A 15637-nucleotide genomic window follows, 5' to 3' on the forward strand; every position below is an offset into this window, starting at 1 on the left:
CCGGGACCCCGGAGCTCCGCCGGGGCCCCGGCCGGCCCTTCAACCGGCCACCGGCAGCCCCGCCAGCAGCCCGGCCACGATCGTCGCCCCGCGCAGCGTCAGCACCGACTCCGGGTGGAACTGCACCGAGGCGAAGCCCGGTCCGCGCAGCGCGTGCAGCTCCCCGGTCGCCGCGTCCAGACTCACTTCGATGCCGTGCGCCGCCAGTTCGGTGACCGCCCCGTCGTCGCAGCGCGCGGTGAAGCTGTTGTAGAAGCCGACCGTCTCCGGCCGTCCGAACAGATCGATCCGGGTCTGCGCACCCTGGTACGGCACGGCCTTGCGGACGATGTCCAGCCCCAGCTCCGCCGCGATCAGCTCATGGCCCAGACAGACCCCCAGCAGACCGTGCCGGTGGTCACGGACCAGCTCCGCGGCGAATCCGCGCAGCAGCCGCATCTTCGGATCGGCCGCGTCGCCCGGGTTGCCGGGGCCGGGGCCCAGCACGACCGGACCCTCGTGCGCCCGTACGCGTTCGCGCAGCCCAGGCTCGTCGTAGCGGTGCACCGACACCTCCAGACCCGAGGAGCGCAGCAGATGGGCCAGCATCGCGGTGAACGTGTCCTCCCCGTCGATCACCAGGGCGTGGCCGGACAGCTCGTGCATCCGCTCCTGCATCCGCAGCCAGAACGGCGCGAGGCCGTCCCGCCGGGCCTCCAGCGCCGCCTGCACCCGCGGGTCGCCGGCCAGCTGCGCACGCGCGGCCCCGTCCAGCGGCCGGCCCGGCCGCACCCCCAGCGCGGCCAGTACCCCGGCCGCCTTCGCGTGGGTCTCGGCGACCTCGCTGTCCGGATCGGAGTGACGCACGAGCGTCGCCCCGACGGGGACCCGCAACCGCCCGTCGGCCGCAATGTCGGCGGTACGGATCAGGATCGGCGAGTCCAGGGTCTGGGCGCCGCCCGGTCCCTCCCGCAGCAGCGCCAGGGCGCCCGCGTAGTAGCCGCGCCCGCCGGGCTCGTACCGTTCGATGACCCGGCAGGCGTTCTGCACGGGTGAGCCGGTGACCGTCGCCGCGAACATGGTCTCCTTCAGCACCTCCCGCACATCGAGCGAGGAGCGCCCGCGCAGCTCGTACTCCGTGTGGGCGAGATGGGCCATCTCCTTGAGCCGCGGCCCGACCACCACGCCGCCCATGTCGCCGACGGTGCACATCATCTTGAGTTCCTCGTCGACCACCATGGAGAGCTCGTCCCGCTCCTTGCGGTCGGAGAGGAAGGCCAGCAGACCACCGACGCTCGGGCCCTCGGCGGGATAGCGGTACGTACCGCTGATCGGGTTCATCACGACCGTCCCGCCGGACATCCGCACATGCACCTCGGGACTCGCGCCGACGAGCGTCCTCCCGCCCGTCGCCCGCCGCTCCGAGGCAAAGGGCCCGTCGGCACCGTCGTCGCCCGTGTGCACGACGAAGGTCCAGTACGCGCCCCGCTCACCGGCCAGCAGCCGCCGGAAGAGGGCCAGCGCGTCCGGCCGTCCGAAGCCGGGGATCTCGCCCCGGAAGGTCCGCCGGATGACGAAGTTCGCGCCCTCGCCCTGTCCGATCTCGTCCTCGACGACCCGCCGGACGATCCCCGCGTACTCCTCGTCGGAGACGTCGAAGGCCCCGCCCTCGACGCGTACGTCATGGGCCGGCAAATGGTCCAGCACCTCCGCGAGCGGCAGCTCGTACGCCTCCTCCGCGACCAGCACGGACAGCGGTGTCCCGTCGTCACGCACGTCGAAACCACGCTCGGCGATCTGCCGGAACGGCACCAGGGCGAGCGAGGGCAGCGGACCGACCGGGAGGTCGGCGAGCCGGTCCACCTCACGCACCCGGCCGATCAGCACCTCGACCGTGTCGTGGTCGTGACCGGGAGTACGCCTGCGCAGCAGCGCGAACGGTGGGGAGCCGGCACGAAGAAGCCTCTCGATGACGAGGTCCGTGCGGTGGGGCTGAGGCATCGTGGTGTTCCTTCCGGATGGAGGAACGGCTCCCGAAACGCAGAGAAGGCCGCCCCTCGGGCAGCCTTCGCGTGGTCTGTCGCGCGATCGATCAGTGGGCCGCCGGATGAGCGGTCCACCACCAGTTCTGGGTCGTCTGCGCGAACATGCTCCGAACCCTAACGGATGCCCGGGTCATCCGAGCGCGCGTCTCAACTATTGAGCGTACGGATGGACGCGTCGCCGGACCCCGTAATGTTGTCGATGTGACCGTGAACGCCAATACCTCCGTCGCCGGTGGCAACACCTGGCGAGACCTTCCCGCGGCGCAGCAGCCCGAGTACCCCGATGCCGAGGCTCTGCGCGATGTACTCGCGGACCTCGCGTCGTATCCGCCGCTCGTCTTCGCGGGCGAGTGCGACCAGCTGCGTGCCCGCATGGGAGCCGTCGCCAAGGGCGAGGCGTTCCTGCTGCAGGGCGGTGACTGCGCCGAGGCCTTCGACGCCGTGTCGGCCGAGCACATCCGGGCCAAGCTGAAGACGCTGCTCCAGATGAGTGCCGTTCTGACCTACGCGGCCTCCGTGCCCGTGGTCAAGGTGGGCCGGATCGCCGGCCAGTACTCCAAGCCGCGCTCCAAGTCGACCGAGACCCGCGACGGCGTCACCCTGCCGACCTACCGCGGCGACTCCGTCAACGGCTTCGCCTTCACCGAGGAAGCCCGCGTTCCGGACCCGGAGCGGCTGAAGCAGATGTACCACGCGTCCGCTTCCACGCTGAACCTGGTCCGCGCCTTCACCACCGGCGGTTACGCCGACCTGCGCCAGGTGCACGCCTGGAACCAGGACTTCGTGAAGTCGTCGCCGTCCGGCCAGCGCTACGAGGCGCTCGCCCGCGAGATCGACAACGCGCTGAACTTCATGAAGGCGTGCGGGACGGACCCGGCCGAGTTCAAGGCGGTCGAGTTCTACGCCTCGCACGAGGGTCTGCTGCTGGACTACGAGTCGGCGCTGACCCGCATCGACTCGCGCACCGGCCGGCTGTACGACACCTCGGGCCACATGGTCTGGATCGGCGAGCGCACCCGTCAGATGGACGGCGCGCACATCGAGTTCGCCTCGAAGATCCGCAACCCCATCGGGATCAAGCTCGGCCCGACGACCACCGTCGACGAGGCGCTCGGCTACATCGAGCGCCTCGACCCCGAGCGCGAGCCCGGCCGGCTGACCTTCATCGTCCGCATGGGCGCCGACAAGGTCCGCGACAAGCTTCCCGACCTGGTCGAGAAGGTCACCGCCTCCGGTGCCACCGTGGCCTGGGTGACCGACCCGATGCACGGCAACACCTTCGAGGCCGCCTCCGGCCACAAGACGCGTCGCTTCGACGACGTCCTGGACGAGGTCAAGGGCTTCTTCGAGGTGCACAAGGGCCTCGGTACGCACCCGGGCGGCATCCATGTCGAGCTCACCGGTGACGACGTCACCGAGTGCGTCGGTGGCGGACACGAGATCTTCGTGGACGATCTGCACCAGCGCTACGAGACGGCCTGCGACCCGCGGCTCAACCGCAGCCAGTCGCTCGACCTGGCGTTCCTGGTCGCCGAGATGTACCGGGACCAGTAGGCATCACCGCAGGTGGTGTGCGTACGACTGTGGGGCACGGATCGATGTGATCCGTGCCCCACAGGGCGTCCGGAGGTTTTCACGGGTTCTCGGCGCCGGGTAAGGTTAGGTTAGCCTCACCGATTACGGGGTGGCAGCAACGACCGATCCCGCCGGGAGGTGAACCGCGTGTACGTCTGCTCGTGCTTCGGCATCACGGAGAAGCAGGTCAAGGAGCATGCGGACGCCGGGGCGTGCACGCCCCGGCAGATAGCCTCCGCCTGCAAGGCGGGCACGGACTGCGGCGGCTGCGTCCGCGCCATCCAGGCGATGCTCGGCCGCGGCGCCTGCCCGCGCCGCGAACTGCTGGAGCGGAAGCGGACGCCCGGCGCGGCCGACGACTCCGCAGCGGACGCCGTCCCCGCGTCCGATCCGGAGACCGCTCCCGGCATCGCCCCGGGCGTGACCCCGGGAATCCGGCTCTTCGAAGCGGCCTGATCCTCGCGGGGCCCGGCCCGGTGAGAGCCCTGGGGCACGCGAGCCCGGCATGAACCGAACGAAAGACCCTAAGGGCTGTCCCGTGATCCCCGGCGGGCACGCGACAGCTACGGCACCTTGCAGCGTTGTCAGAACGTCCACATATATCCGGTATGCGGACGCCCCTCCGCCTTGCGATGCACGGCATCCGGCGCCGCGCGCTGCTCCACCGCGGATCACGGGACAGCCCTCAGCTGTCCGGCTGCTCGATCTGCTGCGCGATGTAGAGCGGTTCGCCGAGCTTCTCGACCAGCTCCAGCTGGGTGTCGAGGTAGTCGATGTGGTGCTCCTCGTCCTCCAGGATCGACTCAAAGATGTTTGCGGACGTGATGTCGCCCTTGCCGCGCATCAGCTCGATCCCGCGCTTGAGGCGGTCGATCGCCTCGACCTCGACCTGGCGGTCGGCCTGGAACATCTCGGTGACGGTCTGCCCCACCCTTACATGGAAAAGTCGCTGGTAGTTGGGCAGTCCATCGAGGAAGAGGATGCGGTCCGTGAGGATCTCGGCGTGCTTCATCTCGTCGAACGACTCGGAGCGGGTGTACTTCGCGAGCTTCGTCCAGCCGAAGTTGTCCTGCATCTTTGCATGCAGGAAGTACTGGTTGATGGCAGTCAATTCGGCGGTCAGCTGCTCGTTCAGGAACTCAAGGACCTCGGGGTCGCCCTGCATCGCAGAGGCTCCTTCCAACCGGTGAACGGGGCAAGTTGGCCGCATCCTCGCATCGCACCCGTTGATCGTCCAGTAAGTACATGCTTAGTACGAGTTGCGCGAATTGCCCCTGCCTTGGTCGGGACCACCCCTGCCTGTCTGTCACCATGGAGGCATGGGTCAGCCGGAAAGCCGGGAAAACCGCGCGTCAGAGCAGTCCGAGCTTCCGCCGGGACAGCGACTCCAGCGTGGTTGGCCGGTTACCCACTACGGGCCGGTTCCCAAGTTCAAGCCCGATCGCTGGGAGTTCCGGGTCTTCGGTGCCACGGCGGACGGCGAGAAGCACTGCTGGAACCATCAGGAGTTCTCGGAGCTGCCGTTCGCCTCGGTGGTCGCCGACCTGCACTGCGTCACCAAATTCAGCATGCTCGGCGCCGAATGGGGTGGGGTTCTCGCCCGTACGATCCTGGAACTCGCGCCCCCCGCGCCGAACGTCACTCATGTGATGGTCTGGGCCGAGTACGGGTTCAGCTCGAATCTGCGGCTCTCCGACTTCACCTCGGACCGAACACTTTTCGCCACCCATAAGGGCGGTGAGCTGCTCACCGCCGAGCACGGCTTTCCGCTCCGGCTCGTGGTGCCGCACCTCTATGCCTGGAAGGGGCCCAAGTGGGTCCGCGGCGTCGAGTACATGACCGCCGACCGCCGGGGCTTCTGGGAGGAGCGCGGCTACCACAACATCGGCGACCCGTGGCGCGAGCAGCGTTACTCGTATCAGGAGGAGCCCGGGGACGGCCCCGAGCTCTGACCCGGCGGTCGCCGGTCCGGTCGTTTGTCCTCAGTGGTGGTATTGGTGCACCACCGCGTGGCCCTTGCCCCGGCCGATCATCCACTTGTTGACCGGTGTGGTGACGACGAAGGCGATGCCGAGCGAGAGCACGAGCGCCCCCCAGAACAGCGCGTCGGCGAGGGTCGCATCCATGGCGCCCGGCCACAGCGCGATCACGCCGTTGTCGATCAGCTCCATCACCGCGATGGAGAGGGTGTCGGCGGCGAGGGCGACCCGGAGGGCCGTACGGAAATCGACGCCTGCCCTCCGGATGGAGCGCAGTGTCAGCGTGTAGCCGAAGAAGAAGGCCAGGACGATCGCGAGCACCATCGTCGCCATGTTGCCCCAGCCGAGCGCGGTGCCGATCACCATGCCGAGGACCTCGCCGATGGCGCATCCGGTGAGGCAGTGCAGGGTGGCGCGGGCGGCCATGGCCCAACCGACCTTGCCCGGGTGATGGCCGGTGTGGTCGGTCTCGGCGGCGTGGCTGATGTGGCCGGTGTGGTCGCTGTCGGTGGCGTGGCTGATGTGGTCGCTGTGACCTGGGTGGGTTGCGTGATTGCTGTGCTGCTCGTGCCCGCTCCGGTTCGCGTGCTCGCTGTGCTGGTCGAGCGCTTCTGGCCGACCGTGGTTCATGTGCGGGCCATGGTTCGTGTGTGATGCCCCGTGCTGCATGGCGACCCCCCGATGCCGAGTAGCGGTTCCTGGCGACAGAAGGAACCGTATACCCCCACGGGGTATTCCTCAATGGTGGGATCAGGAGGTGGGTGAGGCGCTCAGTCCCGGTCGCGGAGCCCCTTCAGCCGGGCCACGTCCGCCGCATGGCCTTCCTTGCCGCCCGGCGTCTCGATGATCAGCGGCACGCCCGCGGTCGCCGGATGCGAGAACAGCTCCCGGAACGGTTCCTCGCCGATGTGCCCGGCGCCGATGTTCTCGTGCCGGTCCTTGTGGGCGCCCACCACGTCCTTGGAGTCATTGGCGTGGATCAGTTTCAGCCGGCCCTCGCCGACCGTCTCCACCAGCAGGTCCAGGGTCTGCCGCATGCCTGCGGGGCCCGCCAGATCGTGGCCCGCCGCGTAGATGTGGCAGGTGTCGAGGCAGACACCGAGCCTGGGGTGGGCGTCGAGTGCGTCGAAGTACGGGCCGAAGTCCCAGGTCCGCGAGCAGAGCGAGAACCCCTGCCCGGCGGTCGACTCCAGCAGGAGGTACGGGTCGTCGTCGTGTGTCAGCTCGTCCAGGAGCGGCCGCAGGTGCGTGCGTACCTGGTCGAGGGCCTGCGCGCGCGGCCGGCCGCCGGTCGCCGAACCGGTGTGCACCACGACGCCCAGGGCGCCGATCTCACGGGCCCGGCGCAGCGAGTGGCGCAGCGATTCCACGGACTTCTCGACGGTGGCCTCGGTGTGCGAACCGAAGTTGATCAGATACGGGGCGTGGACGTAGGCGGGTATGGATCCGGCGGCGCACTCGGCGCGGAACTGCTCGTCCTGGGCCGGGTTGCCGACGGGCGTCGCCCAGCCGCGCGGGTTGGCGACGAAGACCTGGACGGCCTCCGCCCCCATCTCGCGGGCGTAGGAGAGGCCCACCTTGGCGAGGCCGCCGGCCACGGGGACATGGCCGCCGACGGGGTTGCGCATGTGGATCTAGAGTCCCTTGGTCTTGATGGTGATGGTGCTGCCCTCGGGGGCCTGCTTGCCGCCGTCGACGGACTGGCTCGCGATCGTGTCGCTGAAGGAGAGGAACGGACGGTCGACCTTGACCTCGAAGCCCGCGTCCTCCAGCTCGCTCCTGGCGTCGTCGAGATTCTTACCGGTGACGTCCGGGACGTCGATCATCCGCGGCCCCTTGGAGACCGTGAGTGTGATGGTGTCGCCCTCGGCGGCCCGGCTGCCCTCGGCAGGTGACTGATGCGCGATGTCGCCCGCGACCTCGGGGGAATTGACCCGGTCGGGCAGTACCTCGGCCTTCAGTCCCTCCTCGTCCAGCGCGGCGGTGGCGTCCTCGACGGACAACCCGGTGACATCGGGGACATCGACCGGAGCGCCCTTGCTGACCACCAGGGCGACGGCGGAGTCCGGGTGGCGCTCGGTGCCCGCCTCGGGGTCCGTACGGATCACCTCGCCCCGGTCCGTCTCCTCGCTGAACTCCTTGGTGACCATGCCGGGCACCAGACCGGCCTTCTCCAGCGCACGTTTGGCATCGGCCGCCGCGAGGCCCTGGACATCGGGCACCTCCACGATCTCGGGGCCGCGCGAGACGACCAGCGTCACCGCGTCGTTCCCCCGGATGCGGGCGCCGGAACCGGGGTCGCTGCTGATGACCTTGCCGCGCGGCACGGTGTCGCTGTAGTCCCGCTCGACGCCCTTGAGCTCCAGGCCCGCGTCCGAGAGCCGCTTCTGGGCGGCCTTCTCGGTCTGCCCGAGCAGCGAGGGGACCCGGGTGAACTGCCCGGAGTTGATGTACCAGACACCGGTGCCGACCCCCAGCACCAGCAGTACGGCGACGACCGCGGCTATGAGGGAGCGGCGCGGATCGAGTCGGCGCCGGGCCCCCGGTGCGGGCTGCGTCGATATCGGTGGCATTTCCAGCCGGCTGGTGTGGTGGGCGACGCCCTGGTCGGCCGGGAGCAGCCGGGGGATCACGCTCGTGCGGTCCTCGGCGGCGTCGTGCGTCTCGGCGAGGGCCTGCGGCGGTACGGCGTCGAGCTGGGCGTCGGTGAGTCCGGAGCGGGCCTCCCGGGTCTCGGCGAGCAATGCCACCGCGTCGAACGGGCGGACCTCGGGGTTGCGGGCGGTGGCGCTCGCCACCAGGTCGTCGAGCTCGACGGGCAGGCCCGCGACGGCGGCCGACGGGGCCGGGACGTCCGCGTTGAGGTGCTGGTAGATGACCTGGGCGGGGGTGTCACCGGCATGCGGCTTGGAGCCGGTCAGCATTTCGTACAGGACGACACCACAGGCGTACACATCGGTGCGGGTGTCCGCCGTGCCGTGCTCTATCTGCTCCGGGGCGAGGTAGGAGACGGTGCCCAGGACGGACCCGGTGGTGTTGGTGACGGCGCCCACGGCCCGGACGAGCCCGAAGTCGGCGACCTTGACCCGGCCGTCATCCCCTATGAGGACGTTCTCCGGCTTCATGTCGCGGTGCACGAAGCCCGCCCGGTGCGCGGCGCCGAGCGCGGCGAGAACCGGTTCCAGGATGTCCAGTGCGGCTCTCGGCTGAAGGGCGCCGCGATCGCGCAGTACGTCGCGCAGGGTGCAGCCCGCGACGTACTCCATCGCGAGGTAGACGTACTGCCCCTGGGCACCCTGGTCGAAGACCGCGACCACATTGGGGTGCGCCAGCCGGGCCACGGACTTGGCCTCACGGATGAAGCGCTCCACGAACGAGGCGTCGGTGGCGAGCGCCGGGTGCATCACCTTGAGGGCGAGCACCCGGTCGAGCCGGGTGTCCACGGCCCGGTAGACCGTGGCCATGCCGCCCACGGCGATGCGGGCATCGACGCGGTAACGGCCGTCGAGCAATTGCCCGACAAGAGGGTCCTGGAGGGTCGTATCCACGCATGCGAGTCTACGAGCAGCCACGGACACGACCCACGGGCCGGGGCACAGCCGGGGCAGTACTGCAGCCGAGCCGTGACAGGGACACGCACCCCGAGGCGTCCCGGCGGGCCACGGCCGGGCCGCGGTGGGCTCCGGCGGATCAGAACGCCGGACGTTCCGGGTCCAGCACCGCGCGTCCCTCCACCGGTGACGAAGCCTCGGCGAAGTGCCGGCGCGGGATCCGGCCCGCGCGGTACGCCAGCCTCCCGCCCTCCACCGCGTGCCGCATCGCCGCGGCCATCAGCTCGGGTTCCTGGGCCCGGGTCACCGCGGACGCCAGCATCACCGCCGCGCACCCCAGCTCCATCGCGAGCGCCGCGTCCGACGCCGTTCCGGCGCCCGCGTCGAGGATCACCGGCACCCGGGCCTGCTCGACGATCAGCTGGAAGTTGTGCGGGTTGCGGATGCCGAGGCCGGAGCCGATGGGGGAGCCGAGCGGCATGATCGCCGCGCACCCCACGTCCTGGAGCCTGCGGGCCAGCACCGGGTCGTCATTGGTGTAGGGCAGCACGGTGAAGCCGTCGTCCACCAGAGTCTCCGCGGCGTCCAGCAGCTCGATCGGATCGGGCAGCAGGGTCCGCTCGTCGGCCACCACCTCCAGCTTGATCCAGTCGGTGCCGAGCGCCTCGCGGGCCAGCCGGGCGGTCAGCACGGCCTCGCCCGCGGTGAAGCAGCCCGCCGTGTTCGGCAGCACGCGGATGGAGAGCCGCCGGAGCACGGAGAGCACCGAACCCTGCACGGTCGGATCGAGGCGGCGCATCGCGACGGTGGTCAGTTCGGTACCGGAGGCGGTCAGCGAGCGTTCCAGCACGTCGAGGCTGGGTGCCCCGCCGGTTCCCATGATCAGCCGGGAGCCGAAGGCGGTGTCGCCGAGGGTGAAGAGGTCGTCGGACACGGTCAGCCTCCCTGGACCGCGGTCAGGACCTCGACGCGGTCCCCGTCACCGAGTACGGCGGTGGACCATTGGCCGCGCGGGACGACGGTCTCGTTGACGGCGGCCGCGACGCCGGAGTGCGCGGTGGTCAGGGTGGCGACGAGGGCGTCCAGGGTGGTGCCCGCGGCGAGCGGGCGGACCTCGCCGTTCACGGACACGGACAGGGGTGCGAGGCCGGGCCGGGGCGTGGAAGCGGCCATGGAGAGGGGCGTGGGCTCGGTCATGCGGGCTGCTCCTGACGTACGGGGGCGGCGGGCGGGAAACGGGACGGGGTGAAGGGGCGGGCCGGCTCGGGCAGCTCGCCGTCGGCCAGGAGTGCCGCCATGACGTCACCGGTGATGGGCGTGAGCAGCACTCCGTTGCGGTGGTGGCCGGTGGCGAGGTGGAGGCCGGGCAGGGCGGTGGGGCCGAGCAGCGGCGCGTTGTCGGGGGAGGCGGGGCGCAGACCGGCGCGGGTCTCGGTGAGCGGCAGTTCGGTGATGCCCGGCACCAGTTCGTGGGCGTCCCGCAGCAGTTCGTAGACGCCGCCCGCGGTGACGGTGGTGTCCCAGCCCATCTCCTCGCTGGTGGCGCCGACGACCAGTTCGCCGTTCTCGCGCGGTACGAGATAGACATGGCTGCCGCGGACCACGGCCCGGACCGTCCGGGTGAGGAAGGGCGCGTACGCGGCGGGCACCGTCAGCCGCAGCACCTGCCCCTTCACCGGACGGACCGGCGGCACGACCTCGTCGGGCAGTCCCGGGAGCCTGCCGCTCAGGCTGCCCGCGGCGAGCACGACCTGGTCGGCGGTGAGTTCCGCACCCCCGGCGAGGACGGCTCCGGCGGCCCGGTCGCGGACCACCCTCAGGCGCTCCACCCATCCGCGGTGGAAGTCCACCCCGGCCCGCTCGCAGGCGGTCAGCAGAGCGGCGGCCAGCCGGCGGGGGTCGATCTGATGGTCGCCGTCGACCCGCAGACCGCCGCGGACGCCCGGCGCGAGCATCGGCTCCAGGCGGCGGCATTCGCGGCCGGTGAGCCACTCCGACTCCAGGCCGGAACGCTGCTGCAGGGCGTGCAGTTCCCGCAGATGGGCGCGGTCGTCGGAGTCCAGCGCGACGGCCAGCGTGCCGCAGGCGCGAAAGCCCGTCTCCCGCCCGCTCGCCGCCTCCAGTTCGGCCGCGAAGTCGGGATAGCGGGCGGCCGAGGCGACATTGAGGCCCAGCAGCATCTGTTCGCCGTAGTGGAGTTCGGTGACGGCGGCCAGCATGCCGGCCGCCACCCGGGCGGCCCCGCCGCCCGGTTCGGGGTCGACGACCGCGGTGCGCAGTCCGCGTTGCGCGGCCCGCCAGGCGGTCACCAGACCGATGATCCCGCCCCCGATGACGAGGACGTCGGATCCGTCCTTGTTCCGTGTAGAACGCATGGGCGTCCAGCCCCTCCCTTCGCCGGCATGACCCGGATCAGGTTCGTACGGTCGGAGGCCGCCGCAGCCTCCCTCTCAGCCCGGTGCGTCCGGGCTCCCGCGAGTGTTTTACGGTGGCCACCCTAACGGCCTCGCCCACGATCGGCAGCGGCGTCGCGGTGTCCGGGACATCCGCCTCGGATTCGAAGACCCCGGACGCCGCTCCTTCTCCCGCTGCCGATCGTGGGTGAGGCCGTGAACCCCGCCCGCCGGACCCAGTAAGGGAGCAGCCCCCGTGGCCCGTTCGCTCGACGGACTCGTCCTCTCGCCGGTCGCCGACCAGGCCCCGGGGCAGGTCGGTACCCGTACCCGTTTCACGTACCACGAGGAGAACGGCCGGATCTGGGCCGAGTACGCGGGCGGCGACGTGGTCCGCGGCCACCTTGTCGGTACACGCGTCGACGACACCCTCGACTTTCGCTACGTCCAGCTGAAACAGGATGGAACGACCTCCTCCGGCCACTGTGTCTCCACCGTCGTCGACCTCGCGGACGGCAGGGTCCGGCTGGACGAGCGGTGGGAATGGGAGTCCCGGGACGGCAGCGGTACGAGCACGGTGGAGGAACTCCCCTTTCCTGACGATGCGTCAGATGTTTAAGGTGTACGGGTGAGCGAGCAGCAGCAGTCGGAGCGGTGGGACCGGCGGGCGGGGCGACGTGTCGTCATCGTCGGCGCCGGCATGGCCGGAGTACAGACGGCGGTGGCCCTGCGGGAGCAGGGCTTCACCGGCCCCGTCACCCTGATCGGTGCCGAACCGCACCAGCCCTACGACCGGCCCCCGCTGTCCAAGGCGGTACTGCTGGGCGAGGCCGAGGGCTCGGCGTTCGACATCGACTTCGAGGCACTGGACATCGATCTGCGGCTGGGGTGCGAAGTCACCGGCGTGCGGCCCGGGGCGCACGAGCTGGACACACCGTCAGGGCCGGTTCCCTACGACGCCCTGGTGGTCGCGACCGGCGCCGAACCGATCGTCCTGCCCGGTACCGAAGGCGTTCCCGGTGTCCATCTGCTGCGTACCCTCGACGACGCGGCGCGACTGCGGCCCGTCCTCGACGAGCGGCACGGCGTCGTGGTCGTCGGCGCGGGCTGGATCGGCGCGGAGTTCGCCACCGCGGCCCGCGCCGCGGGCTGCGAGGTCACCGTCGTCGAGGCCGCCGACCGGCCGCTCGCCGGCGCGATGCCCGCCGAGGTCGCCGCCCCGATGGCCGCCTGGTACGCCGAGAGCGGCGCCGAACTCCTCACGGGGGCCCGGGTCGAGCGCATCGAACCCGGCCGCGTGATCCTCGCGGACGGCCGTGCGATCCCGGCCGGAGCGGTCGTCGTCGGCATCGGCGCACGGCCCTCCACCGCCTGGCTGGCCGGTTCCGGCATCGCCCTCGGCCCCGACGGATCGGTGACCGCCGACGATGCCCTGCGCACCTCGCTGCCCGATGTGTACGCGGTGGGCGACTGCGCCTCGTTCCCCTCCGCCCGATACGGCGAACGCCTGCTCGTCCACCACTGGGACAACGCCCTCCAGGGGCCGCGCACCGCCGCCGCCAACATCATCGCGGCAGGGGCCGAGGGCGGTCCGGCGCCACAGACGTACGACCCCGTGCCGTACTTCTGGTCCGAGCAGTTCGGCCGGTTCGTGCAGTACGCGGGCCACTGTGCGGCGGCCGACACCCTGCTGTGGCGCGGCGATCCGGCGGACCCCTCCTGGTCGGTGTGCTGGCTGCGCGACGGCGTCCTGGTCGCGGTCCTCGCCGTCGGCCGCCCCCGCGACCTGGCGCAGGGGCGCAGGCTCATCGAGGCGGGGGCGCGGCTCGATCCGGCACGGGTCGCGGACCCCTCCGTACCGCTGAAGTCGGCGACCCCCTGACGGCGTACCCCGCACCCCCGTACGGTCGGCCCGGCTACCGACTGTCGGTCCGGGATGGCACGCTTGTCCCCGTGACCGAGATTGACGCAAAGATCGATGCTCTCGTCCCTGCCTGGCTCCACCTCCCCGACATCGCGGAAATGCTCGATGTCGAGGTGACGCGCGTGCGGCAGCTGGTCAAGGAGGGCCAGCTCATCGCCGTGCGACGTGGTGAGAACCGGGCGCTGCAGGTGCCTGCCGCCTTCATCGCGGGCAACAAGGTCGTCAAGGGCCTCTCCGGCACCCTGACGCTGCTGCGGGACGACGGCTTCACCGACGAAGAGATGCTGGAATGGCTCTTCACCCCCGACCCGACCCTGCCCGGCACCCCCGCCCAGGCACTGAGCGAGAATCGAGGCACGGAGGTGAAGCGTCGCGCCCAGGCGCTCGCCGTCTGACCGCCGGCCGTCAGGTGGGGTGCGGGCCCGCGGGCCCGCACCCCGCACCGTTGTGACAACCGCTCCACGACGCTCTCCAGGGGGAACCGCACCATGTCCACGCCTCGCGCGCTGCTGTCCGACGCCCGGCTGTATCTGTGCACGGACGCCCGCAAGCGGCAGGGCGACCTCCCCGCCTTCCTGGACGCCGTCCTCTCCAGCGGGGTGGACATCGTCCAGCTGCGCGACAAGGGCATGGAAGCGGCCGAGGAGCTCGAACACCTGGCCGTCCTCGCCGAGGCCTGCAGGCGCCACGGCAAGCTCCTCGCGGTGAACGACCGGGCCGATGTCGCCCATGCCATCGGCTCCGACGTGCTGCATCTCGGCCAGGGCGACCTACCGGTGCCCGCCGCCCGCGCCGTCATCGGCGAGGACGTGGTGATCGGCCGCTCCACCCACGCGGAGTCCGAGGTCGACGCGGCCGTCGCCGAGCCCGGTGTGGACTACTTCTGCACCGGCCCCTGCTGGCCCACGCCGACCAAGCCCGGCCGGCCCGCCCCCGGTCTGGACCTGGTGCGCTACGCCGCCTCGCTCGGCACGCGGCGCCCGTGGTTCGCCATCGGCGGGATCGACGCGGGCAATCTCGACGAGGTGCTGGACGCCGGAGCCCGCCGGGTGGTCGTCGTGCGGGCGATCACCGAGGCCGACGACCCCGCCGCCGCGACCGCGGAGCTCGCCGGGCGAATCCGGGCACGCGCTGGGGCCTGATCCGGCCAGATGTCCGAGGAGTGGACAAACAACCAGTCAATTCGGACAATTAACGCTGGTCTGGTCCTGTGGTCGTCGCACGCTGGTTAACCTGCCCGTATGGCCCTTGGCACATCTTCCACCAGGACGGATCACGCGCGTACGGTGCGTGAGCTCCTTGCGACCGGTAAGACCTCGTATTCGTTCGAGTTCTGGGCGCCGAAGACCGAGAAGGGCGAGCGGAATCTCTGGAACGCGCTCCGCCGTGTGGAGGCGGTGGGGCCGAGCTTCGTCTCCGTGACCTATGGTGCCGGCGGCTCCACCCGGGCCGGAACGGTCAAGGCCACCCAGCAGATCGCCGCCGACTCCACCCTCACCCCGGTCGCGCACCTCACGGCGGTCAACCACTCCGTCGCCGAGCTGCGCAACATGATCGGGCAGTACGCCGATGCCGGAATCCGGAACATCCTCGCCGTGCGCGGGGACCCGCCGGGCGACCCGATGGGAGAGTGGGTCGAGCACCCGCAGGGCGTGCGGTACGCGGCCGATCTCGTCCGGCTCATCAAGGAATCCGGCGATTTCTGTGTCGGCGTCGCGGCATTTCCCGAGATGCATCCCCGCTCGACCGACTGGGACACCGACATCAGGCATTTCGTGGACAAGTGCCGCGCCGGTGCCGACTATGCCATCACCCAGATGTTCTTCAATCCGGAGGACTATTTGCGGATGCGTGACCGCGTGGTCGCTGCGGGTTGCGAAACTCCGATCATCCCCGAGGTCATGCCGCTGACCAGCGTCAAGCAACTGGACCGGTTCGCGCAGCTCAGCAATGCGTCTTTCCCTTCCTCTCTGAAAGAACGCATCCTCGCCGCCAAGGACGATCCTGCCGCTGTACGCTCCATTGGTATCGACTTCGCAACGCGGTTCTGCGCGAGGCTGCGCTCCGAGGGTGTGCCCGGACTGCACTTCATCACGCTCAACAACTCGACGGCGACGCTCGAAATCTACGAGAATCTCGGACTGCACAAGCAGTCGTGACCGGCCGTACCCGCCACGACCCGGGGCGGCGG

The 15637-nt window shown here is 70.6% G+C and carries 17 protein-coding genes and 1 riboswitch; of the genes, 8 read left to right on the forward strand and 9 right to left on the reverse strand.

Going from position 1 to position 15637, the window contains the following annotated elements; translation table 11 throughout:
* Window positions 1-39: 39 nt before the first annotated feature.
* Window positions 40-1980 carry an anthranilate synthase family protein gene (locus ACIQCZ_RS21910; protein WP_402284345.1) on the reverse strand — a complete coding sequence of 647 codons (1941 nt, stop codon included), beginning with the start codon at window positions 1978-1980 and terminating at the stop codon, window positions 40-42.
* A 91-nt stretch (window positions 1981-2071) separates the two neighbouring features.
* Window positions 2072-2158 carry a trp operon leader peptide gene (locus tag ACIQCZ_RS21915; protein WP_402284672.1) on the reverse strand — a complete coding sequence of 29 codons (87 nt, stop codon included), beginning with the start codon at window positions 2156-2158 and terminating at the stop codon, window positions 2072-2074.
* 73 nt (window positions 2159-2231) lie between these two features.
* Between ACIQCZ_RS21915 and ACIQCZ_RS21920 the strand changes: the two genes are divergently transcribed.
* Together ACIQCZ_RS21920 and ACIQCZ_RS21925 are read left to right on the forward strand one after the other, a co-directional pair.
* Window positions 2232-3578: a class II 3-deoxy-7-phosphoheptulonate synthase gene (locus ACIQCZ_RS21920; RefSeq protein ID WP_376285928.1), complete on the forward strand. Its 1347-nt coding sequence runs from the start codon at window positions 2232-2234 to the stop codon at window positions 3576-3578.
* Window positions 3579-3746: 168 nt separating this feature from the next.
* Window positions 3747-4055 (forward strand): bacterioferritin-associated ferredoxin, encoded by a 309-nt coding sequence (locus tag ACIQCZ_RS21925; RefSeq protein ID WP_402284347.1) that lies wholly within the window; start codon window positions 3747-3749, stop codon window positions 4053-4055.
* Window positions 4056-4284: 229 nt separating this feature from the next.
* Here the strand turns inward: ACIQCZ_RS21925 and bfr are convergent, their stop codons facing one another.
* Entirely contained in the window at window positions 4285-4764 is a 480-nt protein-coding gene (gene bfr, locus ACIQCZ_RS21930) for a bacterioferritin (RefSeq protein WP_093543851.1), read from the reverse strand.
* Between the two features lie 154 nt (window positions 4765-4918).
* On the opposite strand from bfr, the gene ACIQCZ_RS21935 reads away from it, so the two are divergent.
* Complete coding sequence (locus ACIQCZ_RS21935; protein WP_402284350.1) at window positions 4919-5551, forward strand: sulfite oxidase-like oxidoreductase; 633 nt, start codon at window positions 4919-4921, stop codon at window positions 5549-5551.
* Between the two features lie 30 nt (window positions 5552-5581).
* Here ACIQCZ_RS21935 and ACIQCZ_RS21940 read toward each other — a convergent pair whose 3' ends face one another.
* From ACIQCZ_RS21940 to thiO, 6 genes are all read right to left on the reverse strand, one after another.
* Complete coding sequence (locus ACIQCZ_RS21940) at window positions 5582-6004, reverse strand: DUF4396 domain-containing protein (RefSeq protein ID WP_402284673.1); 423 nt, start codon at window positions 6002-6004, stop codon at window positions 5582-5584.
* A gap of 344 nt (window positions 6005-6348) precedes the next feature.
* A complete protein-coding gene (locus tag ACIQCZ_RS21945) occupies window positions 6349-7206 on the reverse strand; it encodes a deoxyribonuclease IV (RefSeq protein WP_351078181.1) in 858 nt (285 codons plus the stop codon).
* A gap of 6 nt (window positions 7207-7212) precedes the next feature.
* On the reverse strand, window positions 7213-9126 hold the full coding sequence (gene pknB / locus ACIQCZ_RS21950; protein WP_402284353.1) for a Stk1 family PASTA domain-containing Ser/Thr kinase: 1914 nt from the start codon (window positions 9124-9126) through the stop codon (window positions 7213-7215).
* 142 nt (window positions 9127-9268) lie between these two features.
* Window positions 9269-10063 carry a thiazole synthase gene (locus ACIQCZ_RS21955; protein WP_376209808.1) on the reverse strand — a complete coding sequence of 265 codons (795 nt, stop codon included), beginning with the start codon at window positions 10061-10063 and terminating at the stop codon, window positions 9269-9271.
* A 2-nt stretch (window positions 10064-10065) separates the two neighbouring features.
* On the reverse strand, window positions 10066-10326 hold the full coding sequence (gene thiS / locus ACIQCZ_RS21960; RefSeq protein ID WP_402284355.1) for a sulfur carrier protein ThiS: 261 nt from the start codon (window positions 10324-10326) through the stop codon (window positions 10066-10068).
* Window positions 10323-11504 carry a glycine oxidase ThiO gene (thiO, locus tag ACIQCZ_RS21965; protein ID WP_402284357.1) on the reverse strand — a complete coding sequence of 394 codons (1182 nt, stop codon included), beginning with the start codon at window positions 11502-11504 and terminating at the stop codon, window positions 10323-10325. The genes thiS and thiO overlap by 4 nt, the downstream gene beginning before the upstream one ends.
* Window positions 11502-11615, reverse strand: a riboswitch (TPP riboswitch). It overlaps the preceding gene by 3 nt.
* A 163-nt stretch (window positions 11616-11778) precedes the next feature.
* Here thiO and ACIQCZ_RS21970 point away from each other — a divergent pair.
* From ACIQCZ_RS21970 to metF, 5 genes are all read left to right on the forward strand, one after another.
* The gene (locus ACIQCZ_RS21970; protein WP_402284358.1) at window positions 11779-12141 is read left to right on the forward strand and encodes a hypothetical protein; all 363 of its coding nucleotides are present in this window, start codon (window positions 11779-11781) and stop codon (window positions 12139-12141) included.
* 9 nt (window positions 12142-12150) lie between these two features.
* Window positions 12151-13404 carry an NAD(P)/FAD-dependent oxidoreductase gene (locus ACIQCZ_RS21975; RefSeq protein ID WP_402284359.1) on the forward strand — a complete coding sequence of 418 codons (1254 nt, stop codon included), beginning with the start codon at window positions 12151-12153 and terminating at the stop codon, window positions 13402-13404.
* A gap of 71 nt (window positions 13405-13475) precedes the next feature.
* The gene (locus tag ACIQCZ_RS21980) at window positions 13476-13841 is read left to right on the forward strand and encodes an Rv2175c family DNA-binding protein (protein ID WP_351078164.1); all 366 of its coding nucleotides are present in this window, start codon (window positions 13476-13478) and stop codon (window positions 13839-13841) included.
* Window positions 13842-13934: 93 nt separating this feature from the next.
* Window positions 13935-14588 carry a thiamine phosphate synthase gene (gene thiE / locus ACIQCZ_RS21985; RefSeq protein ID WP_402284362.1) on the forward strand — a complete coding sequence of 218 codons (654 nt, stop codon included), beginning with the start codon at window positions 13935-13937 and terminating at the stop codon, window positions 14586-14588.
* Between the two features lie 99 nt (window positions 14589-14687).
* The gene (gene metF / locus ACIQCZ_RS21990; protein WP_376280304.1) at window positions 14688-15605 is read left to right on the forward strand and encodes a methylenetetrahydrofolate reductase [NAD(P)H]; all 918 of its coding nucleotides are present in this window, start codon (window positions 14688-14690) and stop codon (window positions 15603-15605) included.
* Window positions 15606-15637: the final 32 nt, after the last annotated feature.

Source organism: Streptomyces sp. NPDC093149, assembly GCF_044754145.1.
Taxonomy (GTDB): domain Bacteria; phylum Actinomycetota; class Actinomycetes; order Streptomycetales; family Streptomycetaceae; genus Streptomyces.

What these genes read in the sequence shown, in the direction of transcription:
- metF (WP_376280304.1), top strand. Translation starts at nt 14,688, where the DNA reads ATGGCCCTTGGCACATCTTCCACCAGGACGGATCACGCGCGTACGGTG.
- ACIQCZ_RS21945 (WP_351078181.1), bottom strand. Translation starts at nt 7,206, where the DNA reads ATGCGCAACCCCGTCGGCGGCCATGTCCCCGTGGCCGGCGGCCTCGCC.
- thiS (WP_402284355.1), bottom strand. Translation starts at nt 10,326, where the DNA reads ATGACCGAGCCCACGCCCCTCTCCATGGCCGCTTCCACGCCCCGGCCC.
- bfr (WP_093543851.1), bottom strand. Translation starts at nt 4,764, where the DNA reads ATGCAGGGCGACCCCGAGGTCCTTGAGTTCCTGAACGAGCAGCTGACC.
- ACIQCZ_RS21940 (WP_402284673.1), bottom strand. Translation starts at nt 6,004, where the DNA reads ATGGCCGCCCGCGCCACCCTGCACTGCCTCACCGGATGCGCCATCGGC.
- ACIQCZ_RS21915 (WP_402284672.1), bottom strand. Translation starts at nt 2,158, where the DNA reads ATGACCCGGGCATCCGTTAGGGTTCGGAGCATGTTCGCGCAGACGACC.
- ACIQCZ_RS21935 (WP_402284350.1), top strand. Translation starts at nt 4,919, where the DNA reads ATGGGTCAGCCGGAAAGCCGGGAAAACCGCGCGTCAGAGCAGTCCGAG.
- ACIQCZ_RS21910 (WP_402284345.1), bottom strand. Translation starts at nt 1,980, where the DNA reads ATGCCTCAGCCCCACCGCACGGACCTCGTCATCGAGAGGCTTCTTCGT.
- thiE (WP_402284362.1), top strand. Translation starts at nt 13,935, where the DNA reads ATGTCCACGCCTCGCGCGCTGCTGTCCGACGCCCGGCTGTATCTGTGC.
- thiO (WP_402284357.1), bottom strand. Translation starts at nt 11,504, where the DNA reads ATGCGTTCTACACGGAACAAGGACGGATCCGACGTCCTCGTCATCGGG.